Below are 18,694 nucleotides of genomic sequence, written 5' to 3' on the forward strand. Positions count from 1 at the left end.
ACCGCCCGTCAATTCACCGCCCCGTGCATCATCCGCGCCGCGGCCCGGTCAGCAAGTTCCCGCCCACCCGGATGCCAGCCAGAACCGCGCCCAACGGCGCCGCGCCCGGCAGGCCGCGATGGCCCGGGCGCGGTCGCGGGCGGCGCGGCAATCAGCCGCCGCGAACGGCACGCGCTGCCGCGCCCTTACCCCGCGTCATAGCGGTAAAACCCCTGACCGCTGTCGCGCCCGGTTTTGCCATGGTCCAGATAATGCGCCTTCAACCACCGCGCGAATTCCTGCGATTTCGGCCCGCCCGCCGAGGCGATCCGAAAGGCCGTGCGCAGCCCCACGATGTCATAGATCTGGAACGGGCCAACCGGCGCACCGGTGGCAATGCGCCAGACCTTGTCGATATCGGGCGGGCTGGCCACCCCGTCAACCACCAGCCCGCCCGCCGCCATCAGAAACGGCACCAGCAGGGTGTTCAGGACATAGCCCGGCTGTTCCCGGTCCAGCACGATCGCTTCCATCCCGATGGCACGGGCAAAACCGGCCACCGCCGTTATGACGCCGGGATCGGTGCCGGGATGGCCCATGACCTCGGCCAGATTGTGGTGCCAGATCTCGTTGGCGAAATGCAGCGCGACAAAGCGCGCCGGGTCCGGCACCGCATCCGCCAAAGCCGATGGCAGCAGGGTCGAGGAATTGATCGCCCCCGGCGCCAGCAGCGGCGCGATCTGTGCATACAGCCCACGCTTGAGGTCCGGGTCTTCGGGGATCGCCTCGATCACCAGATCGGCGCCGGCCAGCGCCTGTTCCGGATCTGTGGTCAGCACCAGCCCCCGGCGCGCATCGGCCAGCACCCCGGCCGCCAGCCCCAGATCGCGCTGCATTCCGGCGGCCATCCAGTCGATGGTCCGGCCTGCTGCCTGCAAACCCGCCTCAGTCAGGTCACAGGCCCTGACGCGAAACCCATGCACCGCAGCCTGAAACGCGATCTGCGCACCCAGAACCCCGGTCCCCAGCACGGCAACGGTTTTGATGGCCATTCTGTCCCCCCTGTGGCAATGATGGATGCCGTCATGAAAGGCCAAACCCCCGCCCCCTGCAAGCCTGCGGCACGCAGCGGGCGAAATGTCGCGGCTCAACGGGCTGGTCCGCGCCCAAGGGCCGCTGCCGTCGGCGGGGTATGGCGCGAAGGTGGCGTCAGGACAGATCGCCCGCGCCAGAAACGGGGCGATTGTCAGACGATGAATGACAGACCGTCACCGTCACGGGGCTGACCGGGCGGGCTCAAGCGGGCGGGCTGCCGCCCTGCCTTGGCCCGCAACCTGCCCCGCCAAAGGCGCCCGAGGCTGCCCGACACAGCACCGGCACCGGCTGACGACCAGACCAAATGCGCCAGCCGGGCCACCCCAACGCGCCATCACGCGCCTTCGGGCGACCAGTGTTTTTCGGCCTGCTGCGCGCGCCACATCGCGCCATAGCGACCGGGCTGTGCGATCAGCTGGGAATGGGTGCCCTGCTGGACGATGCGGCCATCCTCGACCACCACGATCCGGCTGGCACCCATGATCGTGGACAGGCGATGGGCGATGACGATCACCGTGCGGTCGCGCACCAGATGGTCGATGGCGCGCTGGACGGCGCGTTCGCTTTCGGTGTCCAGCGCGGCGGTGGGTTCGTCCAGAATGACGATCGGCGCATCCTTCAGCAGTGCCCGCGCGATGGAAATGCGCTGGCGTTCGCCGCCCGACAGCCGTTCCCCGATATCGCCCAGGGGCGTGTCCCAGCCCTGCGGCAGCTTTTCGATGAAATCAAGGCATTGCGCCGCGCGGGCCGCCGCGCGCAGCTCCGCGTCCGAGGCCTCGGGCCGGGCCATGCGGATATTCGCGGCCACGGTGTCATTAAACAGATGCACATCCTGAAACACCACCGACAGCATCCGGCGCAGGTGATCCTCGGGGATCTGGCGCAGATCGGCGCCGCCGATGCGGACCTGACCGTTTTGCGGGTCGGCATGGCGCAGGATCAGCCGGGTCAGCGTCGTCTTGCCCGACCCCGAGGGCCCGACCAGCGCCGTCAGGCTGCCCGAAGGGATGTCCAGATCGACCCCGCGCAGCGCCGGGGCGTCGGCCCCGGCATAGGTGAAACCGACCTGTCGCAGGCTGATGTCATGCCCCTGCGGCAGCGCGACCGGCATCTGGTCGGGCAGCGGGGCAATCGCCAGCAGCGCCTTGATGCGGGCCAGCGCGGCCTCGATCAGTTCCAGAATCGCCGTATACAGGATGAAGGTCGCCAGCGGCTCGGACAGGCGGGCGACGATGACGAACAGCGCCGCCAGCACCGCCACCGACAGCGAGCCACCGACCACCCACGCCACCCCCAGACCCAGCATCAGCATCAGCCCGGCCTCGACCGTGGTGGACACGATCAGGTTGGGCTTTTCGCCCTTGCGGTGGCCATAGGTCTGGATGTCTTCCAGCCGCCGGAAACTGGCCTGAAGGCGTGCTGCCCGCGCCCCGGCGCAATTGGCCGCGCGCAGCACTGCCAGACCCTGCGTATATTCCAGCACATCGGCACTGGCCTGCTGGTGGGCCTCGGCCAGAATGCGCTTGCCGCGCCCGATGGCGGGGCGGCGCCAGCGATACAGCGGCACGATGGCGGGAAACAGCACCAGCAGGATCAGCCCCACCCGCCAGTCCACCGCCAGCAGCGCCAGACCGGTGGCCAGCGGGGTCAGCACCGCGATGAAGATCAGGTTCAGGATGGTCAGCGTGGACAAAAGGTTTTCGTCGACATTGTTCAGCACCATCGAGGTCATCTCGCCGCTGCGGCGGCTGCCCAACACCTCCAGCGGGATACGGCGCAGCTGGGTGCCCAGACGCAGCCGCAGGCGATGGGTGGCGGCGGCCATGCGCCCGTCGAAATCATAGCCCTGCGCCCACCAGCGCAGCCCGGTCGCCGCCAGCATCAGCAGCGTCGTCCCGATCAGCCAGCGCCCGGTGCCGGGCCAGTCGGCGGCAAAGGCGTGCGTAAACAGCGGCACGATGGCGGCCAGCGACAGCCCTTGCAGCACCGCCGCCCCCGCAAGACCGGCAATCGCCGCGCCAAAGCGGGTCTGATCGGGGTCGACGCTGTCCAGCAATTGCCGCCATGTCACGCGCAGCGGGGTGGGTCCGGGCCTGTTGGCGGGGGGCGGTGTCATGACGTGGCCTCGTCGGATTTGGGGGCGGCAGAGGGTGATGTGCCGGTCGCGGGCGGCGGCGCGTCTGCCGCGGCTTTGCCGGGCGCGGCGGGGGATGACGCGGCGGCTGTTGACGCAGCCGGGGGCGGCGCGTCAGCAGGCTGCGCGACGGTGGGTTGCGCGGCGGTGGGTTGCGCATCCGCGTCTGACACGGCTTTGCCCGGCATGGCAGGGGCTGGCGTGGCAGAAGCTGACGCCGCAGGGGCTGGCATGGCCGGGGCAGACGCAGCGGATGCTGGCGCAGCGGGGCGCGGCACAGCGGTTGCTTGCGCAGCGGGTGAGGACATGGCCGGGACAGGCGTGGCCGGAACGGGGGCAGCAGCGGGTCGCGCAGCCGGGGCGGGCGCTGTGGGCTGCGCGGCGGGTGTTTGCGCGTCAGCGGGCTGCGCGGCGGGGGGGGCCGCAGCATCAGGCTGCGTGGCAGCGGGGGCTGCGGTTGCAGGCGGCGTATCCGGCGCGGTGGCATCGACCGGCCCTGCCCCGCCCCCCAGCGTCCAGCCCTGCGCCTGACGGTGGCTGTCCCACAGCCGGGCATAGCGACCGCCCCGCGCCAGCAGGGTGTCGTGACTGCCCGCCTCGACCAGATGTCCGTCATCGACGACAAGGATCTGGTCGGCGCGGGTCACGCTTTGCAGGCGATGGGTGACCATGATGACGGTCTTGCCGCGGGTCAGCGCCGCGATGGCCCGGATCAGCGCCGCCTCGTTTTCGGGGTCGGCAAAGGCCGTGGCCTCGTCCAGCACCAGGATGGGGCGGTTTTGCAAAATCGCGCGGGCAATGGTGATGCGCTGGCGCTGGCCGCCCGACAGCGCCCCGCCGCGTTCGCCCGCCGGGCTGTCATAGCCCTGCGGCAGCGCCATGATGAAATCATGCGCCTGCGCGGCGCGGGCGGCGGCAATGACCTGTGCCTCGGTCGCGTCGGGGCTGCCAAGGCGGATGTTTTCCGCGATGCTGTCAGCGAACAGAAAGTTTTCCTGAAACACGAAGGCCACATGGTCCATCAGCGTCGCGGGGTGCAGATCGCGCAGATCCACCCCGCCGATCAGGATACGCCCGCCAGTCACGTCCCAGAACCGTGGGATCAGCCGCGCGATGGTGCTTTTGCCCGCCCCGGACGGCCCGACCAGCGCCGTGACACTGCCCGGCGCGGCGGTAAAGCTGATATCCGACAGAACCTGCGGCAGGCCGTCGCCATAACTGAAGCTGACATGATCAAAAACCACACTGGCATCGCGCGGCATCAGCGGCACGGCCGGGACCGGCAGCGGCGCGGCGGCCAGCACGTTCTGAATGCGGGTGATCGACAGGCGCACCTTGTCGATCATGTGGCGCAGCATCATCATCGGCATCACCGATTCCGCCATGCCGGTGCACAGCAGCAGCACCGCCAGCCAGCGATCCGGCGTCAGATCGCCGCCCCGCATCAGCGCCACCCCCAGCCACAGCACCACCGCCAGCGTCGGCAGCGGGCTGAGCACCGCCCAGGTCAGCCGCACCCCGGCCCCCGATTCGCGATACCAGCGCGTCACCACCGCCAGATAGTCGCGCAGCGCCCGGTCATAGCGGCCAAAGCTGGTCTGGCCGGTGTCAAAGCTGCGCACCACCGGCATTGCCTGCACGAATTCCACCGTCGCCGCCGCCACCGCCTCGCGCGCGGCGTTATACAGCCGCGCCATCTCGTGCCGGCGCCGCTGTGCGCCGCGCATCGCCAGCAGGCCCAGACACAGCACCCCCAGCACCGCCAGCGCCAGCCGCCAGTCCAGCCATAACAACAGCGCCAGCGTGACCAGCGGCGTGACATAGGCGCGGGCATAAAGCGGGGTGCTGTCGGCCACGAAGACATGCAGCGCCTTGACATCGTCATGGATGACCTTGCCCAGCGCCCCGGCGCCCTGGGCCTGAACATAGCCCAGCGGCACCTCGGCCAGACGCGCGGCCAGATCGCTGCGCAGCAGGCGTTCCAGCCGGAAAGCGGCGTAATGCGACTGGTTGAACGCCCCCAGCCGCGCCAGATAGCTGGCCACCGTCCCCGCCAGCGCCCCCAGCATCCAGCCCAGCGGCCAGACCCCCGGCTGCGCGCGCAGCGACTGGATCACCATCGCCAGACAGATCATCGTCGCCAGCACCGCCAGCCCGGACCCGGCCCCCAGCGCCATCCCCACCCGGATGCGCCCGCGCACCGGGTCCATGATCGCCCATGCGCGGTCCGCCCCCGCCCCGTCCGGCGCGGGCACCGCGCGGTCAGATGTCTTGCCTGTCATCGTTTCAAATCCCCTGCTGCACGGCCCGGACCGATGCGCGGCGCGGGCGGGGACACAGCCCGCCCGCGCCGCAAGCCGTCAAAAGCGATGGATCAGGCCAATGCCGACCTCGCGCGGTTGGGTCATCGCGGCCTCGACAGCCTTGACCGAGCGGTTGACCTGCTTGTGAAGCGGCTCTCTCACGTCAAAGATGTTGTTGACATAGCCAAACATCTCGACCCCGTTTTGCGCCGTATAGGTCACCCGCGCATTGGCAATGGCATAAGACCCGATCTTGAATTCTTCGGTGTTTGCATCATCCGAATAATAGCCATCGGTCAGCCGCACATCGCCCGACAGGCGCCATTGCGCGGTGATGTCCCAATCCGCCGCAAGGCTGGCGGTATAGCGCGGCGCGCGCGCAAATTCCTTGCCGGTGAAATCGGCAATGGCGCTGGTGAATTTGCCGATCTCGGTATGCAGCAGGCCAAGGCCGCCGCGCAGGCGCAGGCTGTCGGTGGCCTGATAATCCATCCCCAGTTCCAGCCCGTAAGAGGTCGCCTCTTCCGCGTTCACGGTCAGGCTCTGGCCAATATTTTCCGGCAGGCTGACCTGAACATAGCGCTGCGCATTCTTGAAATCGCTATAGAACAGGTTGCCGGTCAGGATCAGGCGGTCACCCATCAGCTCGGTCCGGCCGAACAATTCGTAATTCCAGACGGTTTCGGCCTTGAACGGCACATATTCGCCGCTGCGCAGATTCAGGCTGATGCCGCCGGGGTTATAGCCCTTGCTGACCAGACCGCCGATGGTGGTGCGGTCGGACAGGTCATAGGACACCGACACACGCGGCAGCACCGCGTCAAAGGTTTCGTCGTAATCCAGCGGTCGCGCCGCGAATGAGGAATTGCCGCGCCGCTGCACACGGTCGCGCTGATAGCGCAGCCCCCCGGTCACCGACCACGGGCTTTCGCCGCGCCATGTCACCTCGGTATAAAGGCCAAGGCTGTCTTTCTGGTCGTCAAAGGACGACACACCGCGCAACCAAAGCGTTTCGTCGGTATCACGACGCGCCACGAACAGCCCGACCACACCGCTGAGGCCCGCCCCGCCGGCATCGCCAAAGGTCAGCCGGGTTTCGTTCGACACCGACCGCAGGTCGATATTGGCCGACCCGCCCTGAAACGGCTCGATCACCCGGCGGCTGTTGGTATCGGCATATTGCAACTGGTTGATCAGCCGCAGACCGTTGTCGAAATCCTGACTGACATCCAGCACCGCCGCGTTGCTGCGCTGTTTCCAGCTGGGCATGGTCAAGGCCAGACTGTTCAGGTCCTCGAAGGGGGCAAAGGCCGATTCCGTGCTGGGCCGGTTGGTCTGGTCATGTTCCAGCGTCAGCTTGGCCTCGAACCCGGTCAGATCGGCGGGCTGCCACAACAGCTTGACCCGCGCCATGCGCGATTCGAAATCCTGATCCGATTTGCCCTTGGCGAAATTGTCGCTGACATAGTCGATAAAGGTGTCGCGGGCGCTGTAATCCAGCGCGATCCGCGCCGCCAGATCGGGCGCCACCGGCGCGGAATAGGCCAGCGCGGCGCGCCGCCGCCCGCCTGACCCGTATTGCAGATGCGCCTGCCCCTCGGGGGTGAAGCTGGGGTCATTGGTGCGCACGAAGATGGCGCCGGCAATGCTGTTGGCGCCCTGCGCCGCCGTCTGCGGCCCGCGATAGACCTCGATCCCGGCCACGTCCCAGACCGAGGCCGCGCCAAACGCATATTCGTTATAGCTGAGGTAACGCCCGTCGACATTGATCGAGGCCCGAGGAACCGTGCCGCTGAAAAACGCCCCGGCGCCGGAATTCGGCCCCTGACTGTCCTGACCGCGGATCATCGGCGCCCCGACGCTGTCGGTAAAGATCAGGTTCGGCACCCCCTGCAAGGCGCTGGCCACGCTGGCATCGCCCGGCGCTGCCGCCGCGTCGCGGCTGTCCAGAACGGTGACCGAGGACGCCGTCCGTGCCAGCGACCGCGCGACCTTTTCCCCGATCAGCACGATCTCCTCCAGCACGACGGCCCGGCCCGTTTTCGGCGCGTCCTGCGCCAGGGCGGGCACGGCCATTCCGCACAGGATCACCCCGCTGGCACAGCTGCACAAAAGCCTTGAAAAAGTGCCTTTTCTCATCTTGCAAACCCTTCATCCGGTGATGGGGAATTGCTGGCACTGGCTTGCGAATCCCTGTTGAACGGCGCAAGGCTGAACCCAAGTGTTTTTCTTTGGCAACGGCTGCCCAGCAGTTCCGCCAGCGGTGATGCAAAATTGCCAGCCCGCCCTGCGCTGCCCGTTCATGCCAGCCCCCACCATGGCTGCGCGCCATCACCGCGTGCCAGGGGCCGCGGCCCGGCGGCAAAGCCGCCTGCCCATGCCCCGCAGGCATCCCCCGGCCCGTTCACCCTTGCCCTGCCCTTACGCCGGTTCGGGACCAAGCGGGCGGTCCCGGCGCTGCGGGTCGGCAAAGCGCGCGAACATCGCCTGAACCGCGCGGGTCAGCCGCGCCACATCGCCGGGACCATAGCTGGCGCTGCGAAAGCTCATCATGACCCGCAGGTCGCGGGCGCCGTCGATCACGTCCTCAAGCACCTCGAATTGCAGGCCCAACAGCGATTCCGTCTTGTCCGGGTCAATCTGGCGATAGCGGACCCTGCGGCCGTCAGCCCCGGTCAGGTGGCCATTCATCCGGTTGCCGGAATGGATCTGGATGAACAGCCCGAACAGATGTTCGGGGCCGGAATGGCCGATGGCCTCTTCGACCAGATCAATCGGGACAGATTCATGGGGCAGCGAGGCAGTGATCATCTGATACACCTGCCGCGTCAGATCCAGCGCCGTGGCCGATGGCGCCAGCCGCAGCCGATGCGCCACCACAGTGGTGAAATAGCCCACCGTGTCGAAAAAGGCCGGATCGCCGCGCCCCGCAGCCGAGGTCCCGATGACCAGGTCATCCTGCCCCGACACCCCCCGCACCGCCGCCGCAATGGCCGCGTAAACCACGTTGAACAGCGACGCCCCGGCCTGTCGCGCGGTCTGGCGCAGCCCTGCGGCCACCGCTGCCGGCACCGCGATTTCGCGCCAGCCGCCATCGGTGCCGGCGCCGCCCGCCACCCCATCGGCGCAGGCATCCGTCGCATCCGGGTCGGTAAAGGCACGCCGTGGCGGCGCATCGTGCAGATGCCGCACCCACCAGTCCAGATGCCCCGCCCCCGGCCCTGCCGCCGCCTGCGCGCGGGCGAAATCGGCAAAGGGCGGCGGGTCACTGGCCCAGACCGGCGCCTGACCGGCCGACCGCGCGGCATAGGCGTGGGACAGGTCGGTCATCAACAGATCCACCGACCATTCATCCAGCACGATATGATGGAACAGCATTGACAGCACCTGCTGGCCGCCCTCAGGCGCAAAGCACAGGCGCAGCGGCAATTCCCGCGACAGGTCAAAGACATGGCCTGCCTCGGCGGTGCGGGTGTGACCGGCCTCGCTGGTCCAAAACCAGTCAAAGCGGTCCAGTTCATCCACAGGCACGGGCCGCTGGGTGACCCGGCCATCGGCGTCCTCGGTGAACAGGCTGCGCAGGACACTGTGACGGATCAGCAGATCGCGGAACGCCTGCCCAAAGCAGACCTCGTCCACCGGGTCAGGAAAGCGCAGCGCAAAGGGGATGTTGAACAGATCGCCCTTGCCCAGCGCGGCATAGACCTTCCACAGCGAGGCCTGCGCCAGCGACAACGGTGCGGGCCGTGGCAACGGGTCCGGGCCGGGACCGGCAGGCATGGTGCCGGGGGGCTGGTGGGGGGTCGGGGCGGGTGAAATGCCCGCGCCATCCGGGGTGGCGGGCGCGGTGTTGGCAACATGTCCCCCGGCAGGGGTCACGGGCGCGGGTCCGGGCGCAGGGACGGGGACGGGCACGGGCGCAGCGACGGGCGCTGTGGCGCGGGCGCCATCGGGCGGCAATCCGTCGACACGCAGCCCCACATCCGGCGCAGGCCGGTCCTGCACCACCGCCACGCGCGCCAAAGCGCGGGCGGTCGGATGGGCGAAAATATCCTCGAACCGCAGGCGGACCCGGTGCCGGCTGGCCAGACGTCCGACAATGCGGGTTGCGGTCAGCGAATGGCCGCCACGGTCAAAGAAATCATCATCGGCGGTCATGTCGGCGGCGGCCAGCGCCGCGCGGAATTCCTGCAAGATCAGCGCCGTCAGCCCGCTGTCAGCGCCGCCATCCGCGACATCCGCCGCCACCACAGGTGCCGCCTCAGGTGCCGCAGCGGCCCCGTCCAGCCGCGCCAGCGCGGCGCGCATCGCGGCCCGGTCAGGCTTGCCATTCGGGCTAAGCGGCAGCCGGTCCAGCGCCAGCATCCGCGAGGGCAGATGCGATGCCGGCAAGCGGCTGCGCAAAAACGCCCGCAGATCGCCCGGCGCCAGCCCGGACCCGGCCACATAAGCCGCCCCCAGCACGGTTTCGCCACTGGCCGGATCGGGCAGGTCGACCACCGCCCCCGCGCTGATCGCGGGGTGGTCGGACAGCACCCCGGCAATATCGGGCAGCGAAACCCGGACCCCGCGCACCTTGACATAGCCATCGACGCGCCCGGCAAAGATGATCGTGCCGTCACGGCGCCGCCAGCCCAGATCGCCGGACCGAAACAGCCGTGCTGCCCGATTGCCGGGCTGATCCGGGGTGATGAAATCATCCTGCACCAGCCCGCCCTGCCGCAGATAGCCCAGCGCCAGATTGCGGCCCGCGCTGTGGATGCGCCCGGTCACGCCCGGCGGGCAGGGCCGGCCCAGCGGGTCCAGAATGGAATAGGTATTTCCGGGCAGCGCCCGCCCATAGGGAATGACCGACCGGTCATCAGGACCGATCGGGTGCCAGATGCTCCAGATCGTGGTTTCGGTGGGACCGCCCAGCGCATACAGCACACAACCGGGCAGACGCCGGCGCAGGGCGTCAATCGCGGCGGGGCGGATATAGTCGCCCCCCTGCGCGATCAGCCGTAACGAGGCGATCTGCGCATCGCTGGCACAGCTTGTCAGCATGTCCAGAATGGCCGGGACCGACACCCAGACCGTGACCCGATGCGCCGCCACCAGTTGCGCCCAATGCGCCGCGTCCTTGTCGGCGCCCGCATCGGGCATGACAATGCAGGCCCCCGCCGTCAGCGCCCCGAACAGGTCAAAAACCGACATATCGTGATGCAGCGGCGTCACCGACATCACCACATCATCCGGCCCGATCCGCCAGCGCGACAGGCTGGCGCCAATGACATTGGCGGTGGCGGCGTTGGACAGCACCACGCATTTCGGCAGCCCCGTCGTCCCCGAGGTATAAAGGTAATACCCCGCCCCTTCCGCATGGCTGCGCCGCGCCAGCAATTCGGGGTCCAGCGTGACCGTGCCGGGGTCGCCCTCCAGCTGGCGGGCGGTTACGGCGCGGGCGGGCAGCCCCGGCGTGGCCCAGACATCACCGACAACCAGCGCGGCACGACAGTTTTCCAGCAGATAGGCCAGCCGCCGGGGCGGGGATGCGGCGTCTATGGGCACCCAGATGATGCCCGCAAAGGCCGCCGCCAGTTGCAGCGCCAGATGGTCGCGCCCGCGCGGCAGACAGATCGCCAGCACCGACCCTTCCCCCAGCCCGCGGTCGCGCAGCCCGGCCATCAGCGCCCGCACCTGCCGCCCCAGCCGGGCATAGCTGACCGCCTGACCGTTTCGGATCAGCGCCGTGCCGGAATGCGGGTCATCCAGCCGCGCGGCGATCTGCGCCAGATAGGGCAGCGGTTCCGCGCCCGCATCCGCATCTGCCCCCGGCTGTGCCTCAGGGGCGGGTTCGGGGTCGCCAGGCGGCAGATGGGCGGGCAGGCTGTCGGCGGCGGCCACGGCGCGCATAGTCTGGCCCATCGCGGCCAGAATGTCGTGAACGGTCTGATCCTCCAGCGCCTCGGTCGCATAATCGGCGGCGATGATCAGATCGCCGGCCTCGTCCAGCGACAAGCGCAGGTCCAGCGCCACCTGCGGCGTCTGCGTCAGCCCCCCGGTCCAGCGCATCGGCGCCCCGGCAACCGGCGCGTCCCAGCCCAGACCGTTGGTCAGCACCACCGGCAGCGCAATGCGCGCATCGCGGCCCGCCAACAGCATCCGCGTCAGCGCGACACCGGAAAATGCCAGATGCGACAGCGCCCCGGCCAGATTTCGCTGAAGCCGTGCGGCGCGTTCAGGCAGTGTCGCGTCCCCGGCATCATGGCACAGCGCCACGAACCCCGCGCGATTGCCCAGCACGCCCTGATCGGGCGGCGCGACCGGCAGTGCAACACACAGCGACAGATCGGGCGTCCAGCGCGCCAGGCTGTCCAGCACCAGCACCGACAGGATGCTGTTGGCCGTCAGCCCGGCCCGCGCCCCGATCCGCCTGAGCCGCGCCAGATCGGGTGCGGACAGCCGGACCTGCCGGCGGGCATAGCCCGAGGACACAATCTGGTCGGGCGGCTGCCGCCATGGCAGGCGCGGCGGCACGACCGCATCCGCCAGCCGGTCGCGCCACCAGCGTTCCGCCGCATCACGCGCGGCGGTGGTCGCCACAGGCAGCGCGGCGGGATTTGGCGCATCGGTCGGGGCGGCATCGGGCAGCGCGACCGCATCACCGCCGAACAGCTGGCGGGCAATGCGCGCAATGCCGAACCCGTCAAGGATCAGCGCATCGACACGCAATTGCGCCACCGTCGCGTCAGGCGAACCTTGCGGCATCTGATACAGGCGCAAGGCCCATGGGCTGGTGGCCAGATCGTCGACATGATGGGCAAAGGCGCTGCGCCCGGCGGCGATGCGGACCTCGGCGGTGGCGGGGTCAAGGTCGCGCAGATCGACGATCTGGGGCGCGGGCGCGGTATCGCCGCACCAGGACGTGCCGGCCTGCGGGTCGATGCGACAGCGCAGCGCCGGATGCGCCGCCACCAGCCGCGCCAGCCGCGCGGTGATCTGCGCAACCGTCAGCGCGCCGCGATATTCGCGAAATTCCTGCATCGCCACGCCGCCCAGCGGCAGCGCATCGCCCCGCCCCAGCAGATAGGCTTTGCGCAAATCGCCCAGCGGGGTTTCGCCCGCCCGCAATGCCGGTGCCGCATCCGCGACCGGCGCGCGCAGCGCCTGCACATGCTGCGTAAAGGCCCGCCGCGCCCAGCCTTCGTCCACCAGATCCAGCCGCAGGTCCCAGTTCAGCAGCAGGCCGTCATCCTCTTGCGCCAGCTGCACATCCAGCGCCACCCCCGGCCCCTGCGACACCGCCCAGCCCAACCGGCCCAGAACCTGACGCGCCCGCCCGCTGAGGATCGAGCCGCCGGGCAGGCCAAAGCCCGCGGTAAATACCACCGGCGAGGCCTCGACCCGGCCGCGCTGGCGCGAAAGGTCGCGCAGCGCCGACACCCCCGGCCAGCCGCCATGCGACAGCGCCGCCGCCAGCTGGCGCGACAGGTCGCGGCCCAGATCGCCAGGCCCGGTGGCACGCGCCCGCCGCACCGCCAGAATGCTGATGCCCGCGTAATCCCCGACCATGCGGTCGCCATGCGGATGCTGCGCCGGGCGCAGAAAGCCGGGCACCGTCAGGCGGAAATCGTCGCGGCCGGTCTGGTCTGCCATGACCCGCGCAAACAGCGCCAGCGACAGCATCGCGGGCGTCACCGCCGCCGCCCGCGCCTGCCGGGTCAGCGCCGCGCGGGCGCCCGCGTCCAGACGCGCCGACAGGCTGGTGCTGCGCGGCACCGGCAGGCAGGTGGCCGGCCCCGGCAGGTCCAGCGGCGGCGGCAGGTCGGCCAGCGCCCGCTGCCACCATGCCCGGTCCCCGGCATCCGCCGCCGCCGGGGTCAGCAGTTCCAGATAACAGGGTTGCAGGTGATCCGCCGCCAGATGCGGATCGGCGTAAAGCCGCGCCAGATCGTCCATCAAGCGCCCAAAGCAGGACGGGTCCGCCGCCATCATGTCCAGATCGACATGCAGGCGATGCGCCCCGCCGGGCAGCAGGGTCAGGCGAAACTGCGCCGCGATTCCGCGCGACAGGTCCAGCGCCTGATGGGTCATCCTGTCGCGCGTGGCGGTCAGCGCCGCGACGCAGGCCTGCGGCCCCGCAGCGGACAGATCCTCGACCACCAGTCCGTGGCGTTGCGGGCAAAAATCCGTCACCATCTGGCGGCCAGCCGGGGTGACGCGCAGCCGCAGCATCGGGTGCAACGCCATCAGCCGCCGCACCGCATCGGCCAGCCGCGACGCATCCAGCGGCGCCTGACCAGCCTGACCAGCCTGACCCTGACCGCCGCCACCATCCAGTTCCACATAAAGATGCGCGGCGATGCCGCCGGACTGGCGTCCCGACCAGTAAGCAGCCTGCATGGGGGTCAGATCGGTCATCGCGGCCTCCGCTTGACATTTGCCGATAAAAATACTCGGATAATTGAACCGTCAATTTGCCGCTGTCCAGCCCCATTTCGCCAGACGCCCGCCTGCCGCCTGTTCACCCGGCCAGGGGCTGTGGCGGCCCCGGACCGTTTTTGTGAAAGCCCGGACCACTGTTTCGAAGGGCCGGGGCACTGTTTTGAAAGGAAAATCCCGATGACCCAGACCCCACCGGACCGTGACTGGCTGAACGACCAGATCGCCGCCATGACCGATCCGGGCGATGCCGCGAACCCCGATGACAACCTGATCATGCATGGGCTGGATTCGATCCGGGTCATGGCCTTTGCCGGACGCCTGCACCAGCGCGGCATTTCCGTCAGCTTCGAGGATCTGATCACCCAGCCCACGGCAAACGCCTGGTGGGCGCTGATTCAGGCGCGACAGAATGCCGCAACACCCGGCTGACGGTGCCGCAGCCCAGTCCCTGCGCCTGCCTGCGGGGGTGGTCTTTGCCCATTGCCGCCACGGCGCGGCGGGCGGTTATGTGACACTGCCGCCCGCGCTGGATCGTGCCGTGCCGCGGCGGCAGCTTGACTATATCGCCGGGCGCCGCGCCGCCGCGCGGGCGGTTCAGCAATTGCGCGGCCAGCCCGGCGTCATTGGCCGCGATGCCGATGGCGCGCCGGTCTGGCCCAGGGGGCTTGTCGGCGCGATCAGCCATTCCGGCGGATGCGCGGTGGCGCTGGCCGGATCTGGCGCGGCCCATGCCGGGCTTGGGGTGGATCTGGAACAGGTCATCCCCTGCCCGTCCGAGATCGCCCCGCTGGTGCTTGACCCCGCCGAGGCGCGCTGTCTGGCGGCGCTGCCGCTGCCCCCGGAGCAGGCGCTGACCGTGGTGTTTTCAGCCAAGGAATCGCTGTTCAAGGCGCTTTACCCCACGGTGCGGCGGCGCTTTGGCTTTGACGCGGCGCGGCTGCTGGATATCGGGCCGGGGCATGGGGTGCTGCGGCTGTCCGCGCCGCTGCCGCCGTGGCGGGGCGGGCAATGTCTGGGGTTTCGCTGGACCCTGTGGCAGGGGCAGGTGCTGACCGCCATTGCGGTGCCGCCTGTGCCCGGCATTCGGGACAGCGCGGCATGACCGCCCACGGGCACCTGCGCCATTGCAAGGCCAGGCCGTGGCGATGGCAGGGCGCACGCCCGGCGCGCAGAAAGGCCTGTCGCAGCGCCGATGGGCGGCACCTGCGCAGGCCAGACCGGGCCGGGCCGTTCAGGCCCCCTGCCCTGCCGGTCCGCCCCGGAAATCTGGGAATGCCCGCCGCCCTGGCAACCCACCAGCCGGCGGGCGGTTATAAACAGGGCGGACGATTATAAATTGGGCGGGCGGGTATATCTGCGTGGCCCGCTGTGGCCCTGTTCGCAACTGAGGAAAGGCTTGAAGAGATGACAAACCGGATATGGGCATGGCTGGTTCTGGGGCTTGCGGTGGCGTTTGCGGCCTCGCCCCTGTTCAGCGACGGGTTTAACGGCTTTACCAAAGGCCAGTTTCCGGTGGTGCTGGATCACTGGCCGGCACAGCCGGCGCCATGGGCGTTTTCGATCTGGGGGGTGATCTATCTGTGGCTGATCGCCGGGCTGGCTTTTGGCGCCATACGCCGCGCCGATGACCCGGACTGGCGCCCGGCGAGGCCCGCCATGGCGCTGTCGCTGGCGGTGGGCGTGCCGTGGATCGCCGTGGCCAATACCGCCCCGGTCGCGGCCACGGTGATGATTGCGGTGATGGCCGGTGGGGCGATCATGGCGGTGCTGCGCAGCGGGCGGCATGACCCCTTGTGGCAGGCCGGACCGGCGGGGCTGTATGCGGGCTGGCTGACGGCGGCGACCGGCGTTGCGGTGGCGGTCACCCTGTCGGGCCATGGCATCCTTGATGGCCAGATGGCGGCGCTGGCGCTGCTGCTGGCGGTGCTGGCCGTGGCGCTGGCCGTGCAGGCGCGCAGGCCGTCCATCTGGTCCTATCCGCTGGCGGTGGGCTGGGCGCTGCTGGGTATTGTGGTCGCGAATGCCAGCGCGGCATATTGGCCGACCGCCGCACTGGCCGCGGCGGGCATGGCGGCACTGGCCGGTCACGCCATCTGGCAATGGCGCCGCCGCTGACAGCCTTTGCAGCGGACGACGGGACGGGCGTGGCGGGCCGGGGCAACGCGGCACCACGCATCAGGCGCATCGTCAAAAGGCTGCGGCGGGGAAAGATTCAGCAATGGCCATTCGTGGATCAGGCCGCCTGTTCAGCCTTGGGCAGGCCCCGGTCAGCGGGTCAGCGGATGGTCGGTCGTAAGGGGTCTTGCGCAAAGGGCGCGGTCTTGCACGCCACAGGCAGATTGCCGGCTGTTCAGGCTTTTGTTGCACGCCAGCGCCCGCGGCATCAGCCGCCCTGACCATCAGCCCGAACCCGCCTGCCCTGCCAGCGCGGCGCGGTTCTGCGCCACCAGATCACGCAGAAATATGGCCACCGCCTGAACCCGGCGGGACTGTGCCAGATCGGCCTGCGTGACCAGCCAGATCGGCTGATCCAGCCCCAGATCGCCATCAACACAGATCAGCCCGCGGGGCCGCGCCAGAAAATGCGGCAAAACGGCCAGCCCGACACCACCGGCACAGGCCGCAACCTGACCGGCCAGCGTGGTCGTCACCACCGCTGGCGCACGGCCCTGCAAAACACGCCCGATCCATTGCGCGGCGGGCAGATGTGACTGGGCCTCGGACCAGGCGATAAACTCATCGCCGTCATAGGGCGCCGCATCCGGTGCCACCTTGCGCGCGGCCAGACAGGACGGCGCCCCATAAAGGCCAAAGCCTAGCACCCCCAGTTGCTGAACCGACACGTTGCCCCGTTCGGGCCGGACCATGCGCAGGGCAATATCGGCATCGCGGCGGTGCAGGTTGACGGTGGCGATGTCGGTGACAACCTCCAGCAGCAGCCGGGGATGACGCGCGCGCAATTTCGTCAGCGCAGGCAGGATCAACGCCGTGGCCAGATTTTCGGCGGTGGCAAGGCGCACCCGTCCCGCCACCTCGGCCTGCGCCGCCGCGCCCTGGCGCAGCGACAGCGCGGCGGCCTCGGTCGCCTCGGCCCTGCCCATCAGGGCGCGGCCATCACTGGTCAGGGCATAGCCCGACTGATGCCGGGTAAACAGCGGCTGGCCCATCGCCGCCTCGAACCGCTGGATGCGGCGCGACACGGTGGCCAGCCCCAGCCCAAGCCGTTCCGCCGCGCCGCTTAGCGAACCACTGCGTGCAACCGCCAGAAAGCAGTGGACATCATCCCAGATAAAGCCGTCTTCCCTTCCGATTTCGGAAACCCCCTTACCGATCTGCGGAATGTTCCGCCGCCATCGGAAATGCCACAGTGACCCCGACCAAAGCAAGAGAGAGGGCGTCATGCGCTATCGCCACCTGACACCGGACCTGCGTGTTTCCGCCATCGGCCTTGGCTGCATGGGGATGAGCGAATTTTACGGCCCCCGAGACGACGCCCGGTCGCTGCGGGTGCTGCACGCGGCGGCGGATCTGGGCATCGACTTTCTGGACACTGCCGACATGTATGGTCCCCATCACAACGAGGAACTGATCGGTCAGTTTCTGGCGCAAACCCGCGCCCCGATGACCATCGCCAGCAAATTCGGCATTGTCCGCACACCCGGCGAATACCGGCGCAGTATCGACAACAGCCCCGAATACGCGCGCAGCGCGGTCGAGGGGTCGCTGCGTCGCCTGCGGGTGGACCGGATCGACCTTTACTATGTCCACCGCATCGACCGCAGCCGCGATATAGAGGAAACGATGGGCGGGCTGACCCGCCTGATCGACGAAGGCAAGATCGCCCGCATCGGCCTGTGCGAGGTCAGCGCCGCAACCCTGCGCCGCGCCCATGCCGTGCATCCGGTCAGCGCCGTGCAGACGGAATATTCGCTGTGGTCGCGCGGTGTCGAGGCCGAAATTCTGCCGGCTTGTCGCGAATTGGGCATTGGCTTTGTGCCGTATTCACCGCTGGGTCGGGGGTTCCTGACCGGCCGCTTTCAGGATGGCGATTTCGCAGAGGGCGATTTCCGCGCCAACCTGCCCCGGTTTCAGCCCGACGCCGTATCGGCCAACCGTCCACTGGCGGACAGCATCGCGCAGATCGCGGCAGGCAAGGGCTGCACGCCCGCGCAACTGGCACTGGCGTGGTTGCTGGCACAGGGTGACAACATCGTTCCGATCCCCGGAACGACACGGTTGGGGTATTTGCGCGACAACGCGGCAGCGGCTGATATTGTGCTAAGCGCAGATGACATGGCCGGGATCGGGCGCAGCCTTGCCGCCCACCCCGTCGCCGGTGCGCGCTATACCCCCGAGGGGATGAAAGGCGTGGACGCATGACCCGCCTGTCCGACGCGCTGGCTGTTCTGGAACGGCTTGAACCCGGCGCCGCATTGCGGGTGCAGGCCAATCTGGACGATTTCACGCCCGACGCGGCAGGGCTGATGCTGGGTTATGCCTTTGCTGATATCGTTAGTCGCCCGGCCATTGACCTGCCCACCCGCGAAATGCTGACCGTGGCGATGCTGGCCGCCATGGGCACCGCGCCGGGGCAGCTGGAATTCCACATCCGCGCCGCGATGAACACCGGCGTGACCCGCGATGAGGTCGTGGAGATCATTCTTCAGGTCTCGGTCTATGCCGGGGTGCCCGCCGCGATGAACGCGATCAGCGCGGCGCGTCAGGCCTTTGCCAGCGCAAAGGGCGCGTGATCGGG

11 protein-coding genes are annotated in these 18,694 nt (G+C 68.9%); 5 read left to right on the top strand and 6 right to left on the bottom strand.

Annotation, left to right across the window (positions count from 1 at the left end):
• Positions 1-185: 185 nt before the first annotated feature.
• The 5 genes from ACFXP9_RS11620 to ACFXP9_RS11640 all read right to left on the bottom strand — a co-directional run bounded on the left by ACFXP9_RS11620 (position 186) and on the right by ACFXP9_RS11640 (position 13,914).
• Positions 186-1,031 carry a 3-hydroxyacyl-CoA dehydrogenase gene (locus tag ACFXP9_RS11620; RefSeq protein WP_397208673.1) on the bottom strand — a complete coding sequence of 282 codons (846 nt, stop codon included), beginning with the start codon at positions 1,029-1,031 and terminating at the stop codon, positions 186-188.
• Between the two features lie 377 nt (positions 1,032-1,408).
• The gene (locus tag ACFXP9_RS11625; RefSeq protein ID WP_397208672.1) at positions 1,409-3,190 is read right to left on the bottom strand and encodes an ABC transporter ATP-binding protein; all 1,782 of its coding nucleotides are present in this window, start codon (positions 3,188-3,190) and stop codon (positions 1,409-1,411) included.
• Entirely contained in the window at positions 3,187-5,490 is a 2,304-nt protein-coding gene (locus ACFXP9_RS11630; protein ID WP_397208671.1) for an ABC transporter ATP-binding protein, read from the bottom strand. Before ACFXP9_RS11630 ends, ACFXP9_RS11625 begins: the two co-directional genes overlap by 4 nt.
• Positions 5,491-5,568: 78 nt before the next feature.
• Complete coding sequence (locus ACFXP9_RS11635) at positions 5,569-7,650, bottom strand: TonB-dependent receptor (protein ID WP_397209206.1); 2,082 nt, start codon at positions 7,648-7,650, stop codon at positions 5,569-5,571.
• Between the two features lie 282 nt (positions 7,651-7,932).
• Positions 7,933-13,914: an amino acid adenylation domain-containing protein gene (locus tag ACFXP9_RS11640; RefSeq protein ID WP_397210223.1), complete on the bottom strand. Its 5,982-nt coding sequence runs from the start codon at positions 13,912-13,914 to the stop codon at positions 7,933-7,935.
• A gap of 201 nt (positions 13,915-14,115) precedes the next feature.
• Between ACFXP9_RS11640 and ACFXP9_RS11645 the strand changes: the two genes are divergently transcribed.
• The 3 genes from ACFXP9_RS11645 to ACFXP9_RS11655 all read left to right on the top strand — a co-directional run bounded on the left by ACFXP9_RS11645 (position 14,116) and on the right by ACFXP9_RS11655 (position 16,053).
• Complete coding sequence (locus tag ACFXP9_RS11645) at positions 14,116-14,367, top strand: phosphopantetheine-binding protein (protein ID WP_397209208.1); 252 nt, start codon at positions 14,116-14,118, stop codon at positions 14,365-14,367.
• Positions 14,348-15,040 carry a 4'-phosphopantetheinyl transferase family protein gene (locus ACFXP9_RS11650; protein WP_397209209.1) on the top strand — a complete coding sequence of 231 codons (693 nt, stop codon included), beginning with the start codon at positions 14,348-14,350 and terminating at the stop codon, positions 15,038-15,040. Before ACFXP9_RS11645 ends, ACFXP9_RS11650 begins: the two co-directional genes overlap by 20 nt.
• Positions 15,041-15,342: 302 nt before the next feature.
• The gene (locus ACFXP9_RS11655; protein WP_397209210.1) at positions 15,343-16,053 is read left to right on the top strand and encodes a hypothetical protein; all 711 of its coding nucleotides are present in this window, start codon (positions 15,343-15,345) and stop codon (positions 16,051-16,053) included.
• Positions 16,054-16,337: 284 nt separating this feature from the next.
• Here ACFXP9_RS11655 and ACFXP9_RS11660 read toward each other — a convergent pair whose 3' ends face one another.
• Positions 16,338-17,339: a LysR family transcriptional regulator gene (locus tag ACFXP9_RS11660; RefSeq protein ID WP_397209211.1), complete on the bottom strand. Its 1,002-nt coding sequence runs from the start codon at positions 17,337-17,339 to the stop codon at positions 16,338-16,340.
• Here ACFXP9_RS11660 and ACFXP9_RS11665 point away from each other — a divergent pair.
• Together ACFXP9_RS11665 and ACFXP9_RS11670 are read left to right on the top strand one after the other, a co-directional pair.
• A complete protein-coding gene (locus tag ACFXP9_RS11665) occupies positions 17,338-18,318 on the top strand; it encodes an aldo/keto reductase (RefSeq protein WP_397209212.1) in 981 nt (326 codons plus the stop codon). The genes ACFXP9_RS11660 and ACFXP9_RS11665 overlap by 2 nt on opposite strands.
• Positions 18,315-18,689, top strand: a complete 375-nt coding sequence (locus ACFXP9_RS11670) for a carboxymuconolactone decarboxylase family protein (protein WP_397209213.1) — start codon at positions 18,315-18,317, stop codon at positions 18,687-18,689. The genes ACFXP9_RS11665 and ACFXP9_RS11670 overlap by 4 nt, the downstream gene beginning before the upstream one ends.
• The last annotated feature ends 5 nt before the right edge of the window (positions 18,690-18,694 follow it).

This window comes from Paracoccus jiaweipingae (genome assembly GCF_044335505.1).
Taxonomy (GTDB): Bacteria; Pseudomonadota; Alphaproteobacteria; order Rhodobacterales; family Rhodobacteraceae; genus Paracoccus.

What these genes read in the sequence shown, in the direction of transcription:
- ACFXP9_RS11620 (WP_397208673.1), bottom strand. Translation starts at nt 1,031, where the DNA reads ATGGCCATCAAAACCGTTGCCGTGCTGGGGACCGGGGTTCTGGGTGCG.
- ACFXP9_RS11625 (WP_397208672.1), bottom strand. Translation starts at nt 3,190, where the DNA reads ATGACACCGCCCCCCGCCAACAGGCCCGGACCCACCCCGCTGCGCGTG.
- ACFXP9_RS11630 (WP_397208671.1), bottom strand. Translation starts at nt 5,490, where the DNA reads ATGACAGGCAAGACATCTGACCGCGCGGTGCCCGCGCCGGACGGGGCG.
- ACFXP9_RS11635 (WP_397209206.1), bottom strand. Translation starts at nt 7,650, where the DNA reads ATGAGAAAAGGCACTTTTTCAAGGCTTTTGTGCAGCTGTGCCAGCGGG.
- ACFXP9_RS11640 (WP_397210223.1), bottom strand. Translation starts at nt 13,914, where the DNA reads ATGACCGATCTGACCCCCATGCAGGCTGCTTACTGGTCGGGACGCCAG.
- ACFXP9_RS11645 (WP_397209208.1), top strand. Translation starts at nt 14,116, where the DNA reads ATGACCCAGACCCCACCGGACCGTGACTGGCTGAACGACCAGATCGCC.
- ACFXP9_RS11650 (WP_397209209.1), top strand. Translation starts at nt 14,348, where the DNA reads ATGCCGCAACACCCGGCTGACGGTGCCGCAGCCCAGTCCCTGCGCCTG.
- ACFXP9_RS11655 (WP_397209210.1), top strand. Translation starts at nt 15,343, where the DNA reads ATGACAAACCGGATATGGGCATGGCTGGTTCTGGGGCTTGCGGTGGCG.
- ACFXP9_RS11665 (WP_397209212.1), top strand. Translation starts at nt 17,338, where the DNA reads ATGCGCTATCGCCACCTGACACCGGACCTGCGTGTTTCCGCCATCGGC.
- ACFXP9_RS11660 (WP_397209211.1), bottom strand. Translation starts at nt 17,339, where the DNA reads ATGACGCCCTCTCTCTTGCTTTGGTCGGGGTCACTGTGGCATTTCCGA.
- ACFXP9_RS11670 (WP_397209213.1), top strand. Translation starts at nt 18,315, where the DNA reads ATGACCCGCCTGTCCGACGCGCTGGCTGTTCTGGAACGGCTTGAACCC.